This is a genomic window from Roseisolibacter agri, from assembly GCF_030159095.1.
Classification (GTDB): domain Bacteria; phylum Gemmatimonadota; class Gemmatimonadetes; order Gemmatimonadales; family Gemmatimonadaceae; genus Roseisolibacter; species Roseisolibacter agri.
The window spans coordinates 1,011,538-1,026,347 of record NZ_BRXS01000001.1 but is presented as its reverse complement, the minus strand read 5'-3'; the positions used below and the strand labels follow the sequence as shown (position 1 = coordinate 1,026,347).

General features: G+C 72.5%; 12 protein-coding genes and 1 pseudogene. 9 read left to right on the top strand and 4 right to left on the bottom strand.

Annotation, left to right across the window (positions count from 1 at the left end; translation table 11 throughout):
• Positions 1-241: 241 nt before the first annotated feature.
• Positions 242-3,034 (top strand): aconitate hydratase AcnA, encoded by a 2,793-nt coding sequence (gene acnA / locus rosag_RS04255; protein ID WP_284348797.1) that lies wholly within the window; start codon positions 242-244, stop codon positions 3,032-3,034.
• A gap of 521 nt (positions 3,035-3,555) precedes the next feature.
• Here the strand turns inward: acnA and coaA are convergent.
• The gene (gene coaA / locus rosag_RS04250) at positions 3,556-4,554 is read right to left on the bottom strand and encodes a type I pantothenate kinase (protein ID WP_425607475.1); all 999 of its coding nucleotides are present in this window, start codon (positions 4,552-4,554) and stop codon (positions 3,556-3,558) included.
• Positions 4,555-4,743: 189 nt separating this feature from the next.
• Positions 4,744-4,890: pseudogene (locus tag rosag_RS25445) on the bottom strand (glycine zipper 2TM domain-containing protein); the annotation flags it as partial.
• Between the two features lie 617 nt (positions 4,891-5,507).
• Between rosag_RS25445 and rosag_RS04240 the strand changes: the two are divergent.
• The 8 genes from rosag_RS04240 (at position 5,508) to rosag_RS04205 (ending at position 13,424) form a co-directional block, all read left to right on the top strand.
• Positions 5,508-6,437 (top strand): carbon-nitrogen hydrolase, encoded by a 930-nt coding sequence (locus tag rosag_RS04240; RefSeq protein WP_284348793.1) that lies wholly within the window; start codon positions 5,508-5,510, stop codon positions 6,435-6,437.
• Positions 6,438-6,443: 6 nt separating this feature from the next.
• Positions 6,444-7,610, top strand: coding sequence for an agmatine deiminase family protein (locus rosag_RS04235; RefSeq protein WP_284348792.1), 1,167 nt, complete (start codon positions 6,444-6,446; stop codon positions 7,608-7,610).
• A 224-nt stretch (positions 7,611-7,834) separates the two neighbouring features.
• Complete coding sequence (locus tag rosag_RS04230; RefSeq protein ID WP_284348791.1) at positions 7,835-8,518, top strand: PEP-CTERM sorting domain-containing protein; 684 nt, start codon at positions 7,835-7,837, stop codon at positions 8,516-8,518.
• Positions 8,519-8,763: 245 nt separating this feature from the next.
• Entirely contained in the window at positions 8,764-9,612 is an 849-nt protein-coding gene (locus rosag_RS04225) for a PEP-CTERM sorting domain-containing protein (protein WP_284348790.1), read from the top strand.
• A 226-nt stretch (positions 9,613-9,838) separates the two neighbouring features.
• The gene (locus rosag_RS04220; protein ID WP_284348789.1) at positions 9,839-10,459 is read left to right on the top strand and encodes a PEP-CTERM sorting domain-containing protein; all 621 of its coding nucleotides are present in this window, start codon (positions 9,839-9,841) and stop codon (positions 10,457-10,459) included.
• 221 nt (positions 10,460-10,680) lie between these two features.
• On the top strand, positions 10,681-11,271 hold the full coding sequence (locus rosag_RS04215) for a DVUA0089 family protein (RefSeq protein ID WP_284348788.1): 591 nt from the start codon (positions 10,681-10,683) through the stop codon (positions 11,269-11,271).
• A gap of 135 nt (positions 11,272-11,406) precedes the next feature.
• Positions 11,407-12,018: a hypothetical protein gene (locus tag rosag_RS04210; protein ID WP_284348787.1), complete on the top strand. Its 612-nt coding sequence runs from the start codon at positions 11,407-11,409 to the stop codon at positions 12,016-12,018.
• Positions 12,019-12,152: 134 nt separating this feature from the next.
• Positions 12,153-13,424 (top strand): putative DNA modification/repair radical SAM protein, encoded by a 1,272-nt coding sequence (locus tag rosag_RS04205; RefSeq protein WP_284348786.1) that lies wholly within the window; start codon positions 12,153-12,155, stop codon positions 13,422-13,424.
• 1 nt (position 13,425) lies between these two features.
• Here rosag_RS04205 and rosag_RS04200 read toward each other — a convergent pair whose 3' ends face one another.
• Both rosag_RS04200 and rosag_RS04195 read right to left on the bottom strand, forming a co-directional pair.
• Positions 13,426-13,989 carry an inorganic diphosphatase gene (locus tag rosag_RS04200; RefSeq protein WP_284348785.1) on the bottom strand — a complete coding sequence of 188 codons (564 nt, stop codon included), beginning with the start codon at positions 13,987-13,989 and terminating at the stop codon, positions 13,426-13,428.
• Positions 13,990-14,048: 59 nt separating this feature from the next.
• Positions 14,049-14,708, bottom strand: a complete 660-nt coding sequence (locus tag rosag_RS04195) for a porin family protein (RefSeq protein WP_284348784.1) — start codon at positions 14,706-14,708, stop codon at positions 14,049-14,051.
• Between the last annotated feature and the right edge of the window lie 102 nt (positions 14,709-14,810).

The window sequence follows — 14,810 nt, the reverse complement described above, 5'->3', positions numbered from 1 at the left end:
GGTGAGCGGCGAGCGTCGAGGGCGGCTCGGACGAAGCCGAAGGAACGCCGGGAACGGCCCGCCACGCCAGTGGCCGCCGGCAGGACGCCGCGGCACGCTCGACGCTCACCGCTCGACGCTCGTGCTAGATTGCCCCCCAGCCTGCGCGGCCTCCCGCTCACCCGCGCAGCGGCTCCACTCCGAACCTCGCGCCCCCGCCGCGGCCGCGGGCCCCGCCGGGCGCGATCACCGAGCCAATGCAATGACGCACCCCAACTCCTTCGGCAGCCGGGCGACGCTGTCGGTCGGCGGGAAGTCGTACGCCTACTTCCGCCTCGACGCGCTGCGCGAGCTGTCGGGCGGGAACGTCGACCGCCTCCCGTTCTCGCTGAAGGTCCTGCTGGAGAACCTGCTGCGTGGCGAGGACGGCGCCTTCGTGAAGAAGGCGGACGTCGAGGCGCTCGCGAAGTGGGACGTGACGGCCGCCGCCGAGAAGGAGGTGGCCTACCGCCCCGCACGCGTGCTGCTGCAGGACTTCACCGGCGTCCCCTGCGTCGTCGACCTCGCGGCGATGCGCGACGCGATCACGGCGCTCGGCGGCGACCCGCAGCGCATCAACCCACTGCAGCCGGTCGACCTCGTGATCGACCACTCGGTGCAGGCCGACGAGTACGGCACCGCCGAGGCGTTCCTGCAGAACGTGTCGTTCGAGTACGAGCGCAACCAGGAGCGCTACCGCTTCCTGCGCTGGGGCCAGGACGCGTTCACGAACTTCAGCGCGGTGCCGCCGGGCACGGGCATCTGCCACCAGGTGAACCTCGAGTACCTGGCGCGCGTCGTCTTCACGCGCGACGACAACGGCGAGACGCTCGCCTACCCCGACTCGCTCGTCGGCACCGACTCGCACACGACGATGGTGAACGGCCTCGGCGTGTTCGGCTGGGGCGTCGGCGGCATCGAGGCGGAGGCGGCGATGCTCGGCCAGCCAACGTCGATGCTCGTGCCCGAGGTGGTGGGCTTCAAGCTCACCGGCCGCCTCCCCGTCGGCGCGACGGCGACGGACCTCGTGCTGACGTGCACCGAGATGCTCCGCAAGAAGAAGGTCGTCGGCAAGTTCGTCGAGTACTACGGCCCCGGTCTCGGCGGCCTGTCGCTCGCGGACCGCGCGACGATCGCCAACATGGCGCCGGAGTACGGGGCCACGATGGGCTTCTTCCCGGTCGACGAGGAGACGCTGAAGTACCTGCGCCTCACCGGCCGCAGCGAGGAGCAGATCGCGCTCGTGGAGGCGTACACGAAGGCGCAGGGCCTCTTCCGCACCGACGAGACGCCGGACCCGGTGTACACCGACACGCTGGAGCTCGACCTGTCGACGGTCGTGCCGTCGCTCGCCGGCCCGCGCCGCCCGCAGGACCGCATCCCGCTGCGCGAGAGCAAGCAGACCTTCCAGCTGCACCTCGAGGAGACGCTGGCGAAGGCGGGCACGGTCGCGGCGAAGGCCGAGCTCGCGAACACGCACAAGGTCAGCGCGTCCCCGGAGCTGCACCCGGGCGTCGTCGCCACCGCGGTCGAGGAGCAGGAGCCGGAGGGGGTGGAGGTCGAGTACAACGGGCAGAAGTTCGTGCTGAAGCACGGCGCCGTCGTCATCGCCGCCATCACGAGCTGCACCAACACGTCCAACCCGAGCGTCATGCTCGGCGCCGGCCTGCTGGCGCGCAACGCGCGCCGGAAGGGGCTCGCCGCCAAGCCGTGGGTGAAGACGACGCTGTCGCCGGGCTCGCGCGTGGTGACGGACTACTACGAGAAGGCCGGCGTGATGGAGGACCTCGACGCGATCGGGTTCTACCTCGCGGGCTACGGCTGCATGACGTGCATCGGCAACTCGGGCCCGCTCCCGGAGCCGATCGCCCACGCGGTGGAAAAGGGAAAGCTTGTTGTAAGCGCGGTGCTCTCGGGCAACCGGAACTTCGAGGGCCGCGTCAACCCGCACACGCGCTTCAACTACCTCGCGAGCCCGATGCTCGTGGTGGCGTACGCGCTCGCGGGCCGCATGGACATCGACCTCGAGCGCGAGCCGCTCGGCGTCGGCGCGGACGGGCCGGTGTTCCTGCGCGACATCTGGCCGTCGCCGCAGGAGATCGAGGACACGATCCTGCAGAGCGTGAAGGGCGAGATGTTCGCCAAGCAGTACGCGAACGTCTTCGAGGGCGACGAGCAGTGGCGTGCGCTCGACGTGCCGAAGGGCGCGACCTACGCGTGGGACCCGAAGTCCACCTACGTCGCCAACCCGCCGTACTTCGAGGGGATGACGATGGAGGCGCCGGGCGTGAAGCCCATCACGGGCGCGCGCGTGCTCGGCATGTTCGGCGACTCGATCACCACGGACCACATCTCGCCGGCCGGCAACATCGCGGCCGCGAGCCCCGCGGGTAAGTGGCTGATCGCGCACGGCGTGACGACGCGCGAGTTCAACTCGTACGGCGCGCGCCGCGGCCACCACGAGGTGATGATGCGCGGCACGTTCGCCAACATCCGCCTGCGCAACGAGCTGGTGCCGGGCACCGAGGGCGGCGTGACGACGACGCAGCCGGGCGGCAACCCGGTGTCGATCTTCGACGCGGCGATGCAGTACCAGCAGGAGGGCACGCCGCTCGTCATCATCGCCGGCAAGGAGTACGGCACGGGCTCCAGCCGCGACTGGGCGGCGAAGGGCACGGTGCTGCTCGGCGTGCGCGCCGTGATCGCCGAGAGCTTCGAGCGCATCCACCGCTCCAACCTGGTGGGGATGGGCGTGCTGCCGTGCGAGTTCACGAACGGCGACACGCGCCAGTCGCTCGCGCTCACCGGCTTCGAGACGTTCGAGGTCGAGGGGCTGAGCGAGGCGACGCTGCGCCCGCGCGCGCGGCTGACCGTCAAGGCCACGGCCCCGGACGGCAGCGAGAAGCGGTTCGAGGTGCTGGCGCGCATCGACACCCCCGAGGAGCTGAGCTACTACAAGCACGGCGGGATCCTGCCGTACGTGCTGCGCTCGCTGGTGGGCGGCAAGAAGTCGTAAGCGATCGCGGTCGTCCGCGACTCGTCGTTCGTGTGCAGCGCCCGCCCGTCCTCGCGACGGGCGGGCGCTGCGTCGTTCGGCGATCCACCTGCTTGGCCGCTGCACGATCGGGTCAGCGCGCGTGCGTCCATCTTCGCGCCGCTGGCGGTGGGCGAGGGGGCGTCGCCGGCTCGGAATTCGGCGGGTCGGAGCCACGACGCCGCTTCGCGGCTCGCGTCTCCTCAGCCGCCGATTTCAGGTCGCTCGGCTCTACCCCCTCACCCACCGCTCGCCCTGCACCCCCGCAACGCACACGCATGCCCGGGGCGAAGCGTGGTGGGGCGGATCGCCGAGCGATTCCCGAGCGTAGCGAGGGATCTTTGTGGATGAGGAGACGCGCTGCGCGCAGCGCGAGCGCGGCTCCGACCCGCGGAATACCGAGCCGGCGGGCCGCCCCACCACGCGCCGCCACACACGGAGTCCCGCCCGCGTGCAGTAGCCGAAGAAGGCGGACGCTGAAGCGCGAGGCCAGCGCCGGCGACCTACTTCGCGCGCCGCAATTTCGCGGGCACGATGGGGGCGCGGCGCAGCCGCACCTCCTCGACCGCGTGCTCGGCGCCCTTGCGCAGGATCACCGAGGCGCGCTCGCGCGTGCCTTCGATGTTCTGCTTCAGGTTCAGCCAGTTGATGTCGCGCCAGATGCGCTGCGCGGTCTCGATCGCCTCGGGCTCCGACAGCGCCGCGTAGCGGTGGAAGTACGAGGCCGGGTCGCGGAACGCCGTGTCGCGCAGGCTCAGGAAGCGGCGCACGTACCACTGCTCCAGCGCCGCCTCGTCGGCGTCGACGTAGATCGAGAAGTCGATGAAGTCCGACACCATCAGCCGCGGGCGGCCGTCCGCCTCGTCACGCGCCGCGGCGGTGGGCGCCTGCAGCACGTTGATCCCCTCGAGGATCAGCACGTCCGGGCGGCGCACCGTCTTCCGCTCGTCGGGGACGATGTCGTAGACGAGGTGCGAGTAGACCGGCGCCTCGACCGTCGGCTTGCCCGCCTTCAGGTCCGTGAGGAAGCGCAGCAGCCGCGCGACGTCGTAGCTCTCCGGGAAGCCCTTCCGGTGCATCAGCCCGCGCGCCTCGAGCACCGCGTTCGGATGCAGGAAGCCGTCGGTCGTCACCAGCTCGACCTTCGGATGCGACGGCCAGCGCGCCAGCAGCGCGCGCAGCACGCGCGCCGTCGTGCTCTTCCCCGCCGCCACGCTGCCGGCGATCGCCACCACGAACGGCGGCGGCTGCGAGGGGCGGCCGAGGAAGCGGTCGGTGACCTGCAGGAGGTCGCGCGCGGCCTCGACGTGCAGGTTGATGAGCCGCGACAGCGGGAGGTAGATCTCCGCCACCTCGTCCACCGGCATCGGCTCGTTCACGCCGCGCAGCCGCCGCAGCTCGTCCTCGTCCAGCAGGAGCGGCGTGTTCGCGCGCAGCGTGGCCCACTGCGCGCGGGTGAAGCTCATGTACGACGGCGACGACGACGGCTCGACCGCGGCCAGGGGGCCGGGCGTCGGCCGCCCGGACGGCGGGGCGGAAGGCATGGTGCCGGAAGCTAACCGCCCGCGCCGACCGCTCGGAACGGACCGCCTGGAACGGACGAGGGGCGGGAGCCCGTCGGCCCCCGCCCCCCGCCCTTCGGCAAGTCACCGCCGAGAACGGTCTCAGAACGGCAGCTTGCCCTGGTTGTTGCCGATCACCGCGCCCAGGCCCGCGCCGGCCACGGCGCCGATCAGGCCGCCCTTGAGCCGGTCGCTCTTGCCGCTGGTCGCGACGCCGATCGCCGCGCCCGCCACCGAGCCGATGATCGCGCCGTTGGTGCGGCCCTTCGCGCGCTGGCGCTTCCGCTCCGCCGCGCCCGCGTCGTAGGTGCCCGCCGACGAGTACGTGCCGCTGCCGCCGCTGCTGCGCGCGGTGCTGGCCGTCCGGGTGCGGTAGACCACGCGCTCACGGACGGGCGCCGGGGCCGGGGCCGCCGCGTAGTAGCCCTGCTGGGCATAGCCCGCCTGCACGGGCTGCAGGCCGTACGGCGTCTGGACGTATCCGCCCGGCGCGTAGCCCAGCTCCGCCGGCGACACGTACTGCTGACGCGGGTACTGCGAGGCCTGGGTCGCGAGCGAGAGGTCGTTGCGCAGGGCGTCGTCCACGCGAGGCTGCTCGCGGCCGCACGCGGCCGCCAGCGCCAGGGTCGGCGCCATGATCAGGGTCGTCTTGAGCGAACGGGTCGTCAGCATTGCGGGTCTCCTCGTTGTTCGTCCGCCGCCTCTAAGGGCAGGCTCCGGGCCAGGGGTTGCGTGCGCCGTCGGGCCCTCAACGTCCCACGTGCGTCCACTCCGGAGACGCACCATGTCCATATCGTGAGACTGGGGACGTGACGGGTGTCACCCGGACCTGCCGCGTCCGTCATCCGCGCGTGGCGCGCTGAAGGCACGAGGGTCGCGTTAGATTCGCCGCCATGCGCCGCGACCCCTTCACCATCGGCATCATCCAGGACCACGCGACCGACGACGTCGATGCGAACGTCGCGCGCGCGGTCGAGCTCATCCGCGAGGCCGCGCGCCAGGGCGCGCAGATCATCTGCCTCAAGGAGCTCTTCAACACGACCTACTTCGCCAAGTCGACGAAGGTCGACCACTTCGACCTGGCGGAGCCGGTCCCCGGCCCCATCACCGACACGATGCAGGCGCTGGCGAAGGAGCTCGCCGTCGTCATCATCGTCCCGATCTTCGTGCGGCGGGCCCCCGGCCTCTACATGAACTCGGCGATCGTCATCGATGCCGACGGGAGCGTGCTGGGCGTCTACGACAAGATGCACATCCCGCACGACCCGATGTTCGAGGAGAAGTACTACTTCACCCCGGGCGACGGGCACCAGGACTACCACGGCGAGAAGCCGGGCGAGGCCAACGGCTTCAAGGTCTGGAAGACGCGCTACGCCAACGTCGGCGTCCTGATCTGCTGGGACCAGTGGTACCCCGAGGCCGCGCGCATCACGACGCTCCTCGGCGCCGACGTCCTGTTCTACCCGACGGCGATCGGCTGGCATCCGGCGGAGAAGGACGAGTGGGGCGAGGCGCAGGTGCAGGCGTGGCGCACGGCGCAGCGCGCGCACGCGATCGCCAACGGCGTCTGGGTCGCGAGCCCCAACCGCGTGGGCCACGAGCCCGAGCCCGGCACGAACGGCCTCGAGTTCTTCGGGCACTCGTTCGTCGCCGACCCGTTCGGCCGCGTGGTCGCCGAGGCGGGCACGGAGCAGGCGGTGCTGGTCCACACGTGCGATCCGCGGCTGCAGGAGGAGGTGCGCCGCAACTGGCCCTTCCTGCGCGACCGGCGCGTGGACGCGTACCGGCCGATCCTGAACCGCTTCCTCGGCGCGCCGCGGTGACCGTCGATGCGTGACGACATCGCGCGCGGCGAGATCGGACCGACGGGACGCGGCCTGGCGAGCGCGTTCCGCGCGGATCCGGTGCCGCAGGGGATCCGCAGCCCGCAGCCCGCGGCGCAGTACCGCATGCCGGCCGAGTGGGAGCGCCACGACGCCACCTGGCTCGCGTGGCCGCACCACGAGCCGGACTGGCCCGGCAAGCTCGGGCCGATCCCGTGGGTCTATGCGGAGATCGTCCGCGCGCTGCACCGCTACGAGCGCGTCGAGATCCTCTGCCACGACGAGACGGTGCGCGAGGCGGCCGAGCAGGCGCTCGCCGCGCACGGCGTGCACCAGGACGGGTACCGGCTGCACCTCGCGCCGAACGACCGCGTGTGGGTGCGCGACTCCGGCCCGTCCGCGGTGCTCGACGACGACGGCCGCGTCGTGTGGCTCAACTGGGCGTTCAACGCCTGGGCCAAATACGACAACTACGCGCGCGACGCGGAGATCGGCCGCGTGTTCGAGCGCGTCACGCGCATCCCGCGCGTCGAGCCGATGCGCCCCGACCGCCCCGACCAGCGGCTCGTGCTGGAAGGTGGCGGCATCGAGGTGAACGGCCAGGGGTTGCTGCTCGTGACCGAGGAGTGGCTGCTCTCGGACGTGCAGGTGCGCAATCCCGGGATGACGCGCGAGGACTACGAGCGCGCCTTCCGCGACTGGCTCGGCATCCGACAGACGATATGGCTCGGCGAGGGATGCGTGGGCGACGACACGCACGGCCACGTCGACGACATCGCGCGCTTCGTCTCGCCGGACACGGTGGTGCTCGCGTACGAGGAGGATCCGGCCGACGAGAACCACCGGCGCATGGCGGACAACCTCCGGCGCCTCGAGCTGGCCGGCGCCGCCCGCGGCGCGCTGCGTGTCGTGAAGGTGCCGTTCCCGCGCGCGGTCGAGATGAACGGCGAGCGCCTCCCGGCGAGCTACGCGAACTTCTACGTCGGCAACGGCGTCGTGCTCGTGCCGACGTTCAACGACCGCAACGACCGTTTGGCGCTGAACGCGATCGCGGAGGCGATGCCCGACCACGACGTGATCGGGATCCACGCGGTGGACCTGGTGTGGGGCCTGGGAACGCTGCACTGCCTGTCGCAGCAGCAGCCCGCACCGCAGCGGCGCGGCGGCGCCTAGCGGCCCGGCCGCGACAGAGGTGGGGGGCGCGCGCCACAGACGCGGTGCGCGCCGCGTCCGGCGGAGAGGTCACAAATCCGCCAAGACTGGGAGGGGCAACGACTTACGGGCTGGCACGGCCGATCTCGTCGATGGCGCCCGTTCTTGCCAGGGTGGGGACCGAGCCCAGCGACACCGGGCCAGGACGATCCCGCCGTGCTCCCTCTCCCGCCCCGATCCTTTCCATGCGCCTCAACGCCCTCGTCGCCAGCCTCGCCGCCGCCACGGTCGCCATCGCCGCCACCAGCACGCCGGCCCATGCGGCGCCGCTCTTCGGCAGCGAGGGCTGCGGTGGGCTGACCTTCGTCTCCTGCGCGGCGTGGTCCGCGTCGTACTCCGGCAGCACGCTCTCGCTGACGGTGACGAACGAGTCCGCGGACGCCCCGGCCAGCAATGCGAACAGCGTCTTCACGCGCATCTACCTGGGCAACGTCGCGCGCGACTACGTGCTCCAGGCGAACGGCTTCTCGGTCATCGGCAGCAACGTCGGCTCGTGGAGCTACACCAACGAGGGCAACGGCTTCAACCTGCTGCTCGAGGACACCTTCGGCGCCAACGCGGCGGGCAACAACGGCCTCACGGTCGGCCGGACGGTGACCTTCGAGTTCGCCTTCACGCAGGCGATCACCGCCGCGGACTTCAGCGCGGTGCAGCTCGCGATCCACGACCAGGGCGCCGTCGCCGGCTGCGGCCAGTCGAGCAAGTCCGTCTTCGACGGCGGCACGGGTGCGTTCGTCGGCGCCAGCGTCTCGTGCGCCCCGGGCGGCGGCGGCGTCGGCAGCGTCGTCCCCGAGCCGTCGACCTACCTGCTCATGGGCAGCGGCCTGCTCGGCCTCGCCGGCATCGCGCGCCGCCGTCGCACCGCCTGACCGCTCCGCGGCCCCTCACACGGTCGCCGCACGCAGCACGAGAGCAGCACCCACGCGCGGCCGCCTTCGGGCGGCCGCGCGTCGCATGCGGGGGACGCGAACCCTCCATGATCGGATTGCAAGGTTGGGTCGAACGACCCTCGGCGCGTCCCCCCGGCCGGCGCAGCTTGCCTGCACCGCCGGGACGGCCGTCGGCGCGCGCACCGGCGTGCCGCCCGCCCGGTCCCCGACCAGGCACTCCCTCCATGTCCGCTTCGATCCTGCGCCGAGTGCTCGGCGCCGCCCTCGCGCTCGCGACGACCGCGGGCGCCGCGTCGGCCCAGCAGTTCACCATCAACGCCGACGTCAACAACGGCTTCGGCGCCCAGTGCGACCAGCTCGGCGACTCGTACCACGGCACCGCCACCGGCAAGTGCGGCAGCGTCTACGACAGCGGCCGCGACGCGTTCGACGACTACGGCAAGATCACCAGCACGCCCGCGGGCGTCCTCGCCTCGCGCCGCACGGAGGCGTTCCTGTCGCGCAACCTGTACCGCTTCGTCGACACGTACTACAACAGCACCGGCGCCACGATCACCGGCGACGTGACCTTCTTCGGCGACCTCGGCTCCGACGGCACCGGGCGCGCCGTTGCGACGAACGAGTTCTATCGCGTGTCGTCGGACGCGTTCGCCAACTCGTTCGGCAACGACCCGGTCGTCGCGTTCGTGTTCGGCAACAACGACTTCGTCGGCGAGTTCATGACGTTCGCCGGCAACCAGCACAATCACACGCTGACCGCCACGCTGACGCTGCTGCCCGGCCAGTCGGTGAGCATCATGTCGTTCGCCTTCCTCGCGCGCTCGCTGACGCGCAACCCGACCACCCAGGCGTCCGACGAGGCGCTCGCGGTCGCGACCGCGCAGTCGCTGGTCGCCAACCCGTTCTTCGACGGCCTGAGCGCGGACGAGCGGGCGCGGATCGCGAACTTCGGCCCGGGCGTGGTGATGCCGCCGCCCGCCGGAGGGACGGTGGCGCCGGAGCCGGGGACGTGGGCGCTGCTCGGCACCGGCCTCCTGGGGCTCGCCGCCTCCGCGCGCCGCCGGCGGGTCTGAGGCATCTGCCGCGTCGCACCCGCGCCGCGAGACTGTAGCGGACACACGACAGCGACGGGCGCCGATCAGGCACGGAGGGGACGACGCATCGCGTTGTCCCCTCTCGTCTTAGCGGACGGCATGACGACCCCGACAGCGGACGCATGGTTGTTGCCAGACTCGGCCGTTGCTGGACCGAACCCGACGACGTCCGTCGGCTCCCCGCCCCGAATCCGAACTACCCGCCATGACCGCCTCGCTCCTCCGCCGACTCGCGACCGCCGCCGTCGTGCTCTCCGCCTCGGCCTCGCTCGCCTCCGCTCAGACCCTCCTCGGCGACGTCACGGGCAACGGGAGCGGCCGCGCGATCGCCGACCTGTCCACCACCACGTCGACGATCACCCTCGCGAACGCCGGCTTCGTCCTCGGCGCCGGCAACAACGTGACGGTCCGCATCAACGGCCTCTCGCACACCTTCATGAACGACCTGGCGGCCTTCCTCGTCTACACGCCGACGGGCGGCGGCCCGTCGATCGAGGCGGTGCTGTTCGACAACGTCGGTGGAAACGGCGATCCGCACGGCAGCTTCAGCTTCAACAGCGGGTTCGGCACGTCGATCGGCTCGATCAACCTCGCCGGCGGCGATTTTGCGCCGCTGGGATCGCTCGCGGTGTTCAACGGCGTGTCCGTCGCCGGTGACTGGACGCTGCGCGTCGAGGATCAGGTGGGCGCCGACGCGGGCAGCTATCAGAGCTGGGACATCGGTCTCGCGACGACGACCACCACGCCCGAGCCGGGCACGTGGGCGCTGATGGGCTCCGGCCTCCTCGGCCTCGCGGGCGTCGCGCACCGCCGTCGCAAGGCCTGATCGGGCCCGACGCCTCGCCCGACCGCTCCACCGCAGCTCCGCGCGCGGCGTCACCCGACGGCCGCGCGCGCTGCATTTCGACACCCGCCGTCGCGCTTAAGCGAGGTTAAGCGTGGCCCTAAGCACTCCATGACAGAATCGACACGCGCGCTGCACACGCGGCACGCGCGCGGCCCGCTCCCCCTGCGCGGGCGCTCAACCCTGTCATCGGAGATCGACTGATGTCCTTCCGCACCCTCGTCGCCGCGCTCGCGGCCACCCTGCTCGCCGCCCCCGCCGCGCAGGCGCAGACCAACTACGGCGCCATCTTCTCGTTCAGCGGCGGCAGCGTCGTCCAGCCGGGCTACGTCACCTTCGACGTCCTCACGAGCGGCGCCTTCCGCTTCTGGACGATCTCCGAGCCGGGCCGCGATCCGCAGATCTTCCTCTTTCAGGGCACCCGCGCCTCGCTCGGCGCGCTCGTCACCGACAACGACGACGGCTGCATCACCAACCCGGCGGCGCTCTGCCCGGGCTCGACCAACATCCGCGACGCGCTCATCACCCCGACGCTCGTCGGCGGGCAGACGTACACGCTCGCGATCGGCCGCTACACCTTCACCGAGAGCGAGGCGCGCAGCGGCCAGATGGACGGCGGCGACTTCTCGGGCCAGATCGTCATCACCAGCGGCAACGGCACCGCCACGAACTTCGCGGTCGCCAACGGCATCCCGACCACGACCACGACGCCGGAGCCCGCGACCTGGGCGCTCATGGGCGCCGGCCTGCTCGGGACCGCGGTCGTGTCGCGCCGCCGCCGCACGACGGCCTGACCATCCGGTCGCCGGTCCGCGCGGGGGCGTCCCATCACGGTGGGGCGCCCCCGCGTCGCATTCCGCTCGCGGGCGCGTGGTCGGCCGCCCCGCGTTCCGCTAGCTTCCGCGAGTCCTCCCGCCCCCGCCGCCGTCGTGACCGTCCCTCCCTCGCTGCCCTCCTGGGCGACCCCGAAGACCGTCGGGGGACCTCCCGCGCCCGACTCGCCGCTCGACCGGCAGTACGGCGCGTTCGTCGGCCGGCGCTGGCCGGCGTACCGGCGGAAGTTCGCGCCCTTCTTCGCCGACGCGCGCTTCCAGCCCACCTGGAACTGGGCCGCCGCGCTCTCGGTCCCGGTCGGCGCGCTCTGGTTCCTGTACCGGAAGCTCTACCTCCCGTTCGTGTTCTTCACGATGGCGCCGGGGTTCGTCTTCCGGATGCTCTGGGAGGGCGACCTCCCGATGCGCGAGGTCCCGAACCCGATCGACCCCGCGGGCCCGCCCCTCCCGATCCTCACCCGCGACGCCGCCCTGGTCATGCTCGGCGTCGTCCTGTCGGCCGCCGTGCTGGCCGGGGGCACCGCGAACTTCCTCCTCTTCCGCCGCGCCAGCGCCGCGATCCGCGTGGTCGCCCCACGCGCGCCGGACGCCGAAGGGGCGCTCGCGCTCCTGCGCCGGATCGGCGGGACGAGCTGGCGCGCGGTGCTCATCGGCTTCGCGGTGCTGATGTTCCTGCAGCTGCTGGGCGGCCGCGCCGGGGCGGCCTGAGCGCCGCCCACTCCCCGATCGCACGCCACGACGGCGGACCCCACTCGGGTCCGCCGTCTCGCGTTGCGGGTGGAACCGGCCGTGACTTTCGGGTTATATTCGGAGCAACTTGCTTCCTTTCACGAGCCGCTCCGATGGACAGTCGCAAGCTTGCCGTGCTCGCCGACGCCGCGCGCCTGGACGCGCCGTGCGGGGGGCGTGGCGCCCGTGGTGGCACGGCCACCTCCCTCCTCCCGTCCGACGTCGAGCCCGGCGCGATCTACGAGAGCGTGGCCGCCGACGGCCGGAAGGTGCCGCTGCTGCGCATCCTCCTCAGCAACCACTGCGTCCACGACTGCGCCTACTGCCCGCTGCGCCGGTCGGCCGACCCGCCACGCGCCCGGCTCTCGGTCCGCGACGTGGTGCGCCTGACGATCGAGTGGCACCGGCGCGGGCTGGTCGAGGGGCTGTTCCTCAGCAGCGCGGTCGACCGCGACGCCGACCACACCATGGAGCAGATGGTCGCCGTCGCGCGCACGCTGCGCCGCGAGCACCACTTCCTGGGCTACGTCCACCTCAAGGTCCTTCCCGACGCCAGCCCCGATCTCATTCGCGAGGCGGGCCGCTGGGCCGACCGCGTGAGCGTGAACGTCGAGCTGCCGACCCAGCGCCGCCTCGACGCGCTCGCGCCCGGGCGGCGGCTGGCGACGATCCACCGCGCGATGGACCGCCTGCGCGACGGGATCGCCGAGGCGCACGAGGTGTCGCGGCGGCACCGCGTGACGCTCGATCCGGCGCGGGCCTGGCGGCGCGCGCTCCCCCGCTTCGCGCCCGCGGGCCAGGTCACGCAGCTCATCGTCGGCGCCGACGACGCGACCGACGCGGAGCTGCTCGGCGCGGCGAGCGTGTTGTACCAGCGGCAGCGGCTGCGGCGCGTCTACTACGGCGCGTTCGTGCCGCTCGCCGACGCGCGCGGCGACCTGCTCCCCGACGTCGCGCCGCCTGCGATGCGCGAGCGACGCCTCTATCAGGCGGACTGGCTGGTGCGCGAGTACGGCTTCGCGGTGCACGAGCTGGCGCCCGCGGACGCGCCCGACCTCCCGCTCGCGATCGATCCCAAGCTCGCGTGGGCGATGCGCCACCCGGAGGCGTTTCCCGTCGACGTGAACCGCGCGCCGCGCGAGCAGCTGCTGCGCGTGCCGGGCTTCGGGCGGCGCACCGTGGACCGCATCCTCGCGATGCGCGCGTGGCATCGCGTGCGCACGCTGGACCTCGTGCGGCTGCACGTGCCGGTGTCGCGCGCGCTGCCGTTCATCGTCGCCGCGGACCACGGCGCGCGCGCGATCGACGACGCCGCGCGCGTGCTGCAGGCGCGCATCGCGCGGCTCACCGCGGCACCGCGACAGCTCGACCTCTTCGCGGCGTGAGCTACTCCCTCTCCTTCGCGAACCGCCGCGCGCCCGCGTCGATCAGCGTTCGCGCGGCCGTCGCGTCGCCGCGGCCGAGTGGCGTGAAGGTGCGCCCCAGCGCCTCCTGGTAGCGCACGAGGAAGCGCTCGATCTCGTCCACGGTCGCGGCGCCGACGTCGTCCAGCGTGCGCGCATCGCCCAGCCGCGCGGAGAGGGGCGACACCGCGAGCAGGCGGTCGTTGCGCTGCGGCGGATCGTCGCCCTCGTGCTGCTCCGCCTCGATCACGCCGACGAGCCGCGCCTCCACCAGCACGCCGGGCGCGGTCGGTCCGTCCAGCAGCACCAGCACGTCGAGCGGACCGCCGTCGTCGCCCAGCGTCGAGGGCACGAAGCCGAAGTCGTACGGGAAGACCATGCCGAGCGGCAGCGCGCGCTTGAGCAGGAACAGCCCGCGCGCCTCGTCGAGCGCGAGCTTGTGCGCGCTTCCCTGCGGCGTCTCGATGACGACGTGCACGACGGCCGGGTCATCCGCGTCGTCGGGGCGCGGCGGCAGCGCGAGGGCAGGATGCCTGAAACGCGTCATGGCGCGCGGTCCGGCAGACCGCGCGCCATGAGCGCCTCCCTACCGCACGCGCGCGGCGCTCAGAACGAGAAGCGCAGCCCCGCGCTGGCGGCGATGTTGTGCGAGACGTTCCCCTTCACCTCGAAGCCGGCGATCTCCTCGCTCGTGTACTTGGCCACGTAGTCGCGCACCTGCAGGCGCAGCGCGGCCGAGCGGCCGAAGGAGAGGTCGAGGCCCGCGCCGGCGTTGAAGGCGGGGTTCGTGGAGGTCGTGTTCAGCGGGCCGCCGCTCAGCTTCGTCGTGATCGCGCCGCCGCCCGCCTGGATGAACGGCGAGATCGTCGACGCCGACGGCAGCCGCAGCTCCAGCCCCGCGTCGTAGATCCACGAGCTGCTCGACCCGACGCGGAGGCCGCCCAGGATCGGCGCGCCGACCTCCAGGTCGCCGCTCGTGTAGCCGACGTTGCCCGTCAGTGCGAGGCCGGGCGCCAGCGACACGCTGAGCTGCGCGCCGCCGATCGGCGCGGGGCGGCTGCGCACGCTCGTCCCCAGCGGGCCGTCGAGGTAGTTGCCGAACAGGATCACGCCCGCGTACGGCGTGACGTCGGCGACGCCGACCTTCGCGGCGGACTCCGCGCGGCGCGTCTGCGCGAGCAGCGAGGTGGCCGTCAGCGAGCTGGCGGCGAGCAGCCCGGCGACGGCCGGGAGGAGGCGGGCGGAACGGGGCGGCGTGCGGCGCATGGGAGACTCCGGAGGGGGTGACGCGAGATCCGCGTGAGATCCGCGTGGCCCCACGGCAAGGCAGCGGGCGCGCCGTCCGCACCCACATTCGCATCTCCCCGC

Excerpts from the sequence above, each read along its gene's own strand:
- rosag_RS04220 (WP_284348789.1), top strand. The coding sequence starts at position 9,839 with ATGACCGCCTCGCTCCTCCGCCGACTCGCGACCGCCGCCGTCGTGCTC.
- rosag_RS04230 (WP_284348791.1), top strand. The coding sequence starts at position 7,835 with ATGCGCCTCAACGCCCTCGTCGCCAGCCTCGCCGCCGCCACGGTCGCC.
- rosag_RS04215 (WP_284348788.1), top strand. The coding sequence starts at position 10,681 with ATGTCCTTCCGCACCCTCGTCGCCGCGCTCGCGGCCACCCTGCTCGCC.
- rosag_RS04225 (WP_284348790.1), top strand. The coding sequence starts at position 8,764 with ATGTCCGCTTCGATCCTGCGCCGAGTGCTCGGCGCCGCCCTCGCGCTC.
- rosag_RS04240 (WP_284348793.1), top strand. The coding sequence starts at position 5,508 with ATGCGCCGCGACCCCTTCACCATCGGCATCATCCAGGACCACGCGACC.
- rosag_RS04205 (WP_284348786.1), top strand. The coding sequence starts at position 12,153 with ATGGACAGTCGCAAGCTTGCCGTGCTCGCCGACGCCGCGCGCCTGGAC.
- acnA (WP_284348797.1), top strand. The coding sequence starts at position 242 with ATGACGCACCCCAACTCCTTCGGCAGCCGGGCGACGCTGTCGGTCGGC.
- rosag_RS04200 (WP_284348785.1), bottom strand. The coding sequence starts at position 13,989 with ATGACGCGTTTCAGGCATCCTGCCCTCGCGCTGCCGCCGCGCCCCGAC.
- rosag_RS04235 (WP_284348792.1), top strand. The coding sequence starts at position 6,444 with ATGCGTGACGACATCGCGCGCGGCGAGATCGGACCGACGGGACGCGGC.
- rosag_RS04195 (WP_284348784.1), bottom strand. The coding sequence starts at position 14,708 with ATGCGCCGCACGCCGCCCCGTTCCGCCCGCCTCCTCCCGGCCGTCGCC.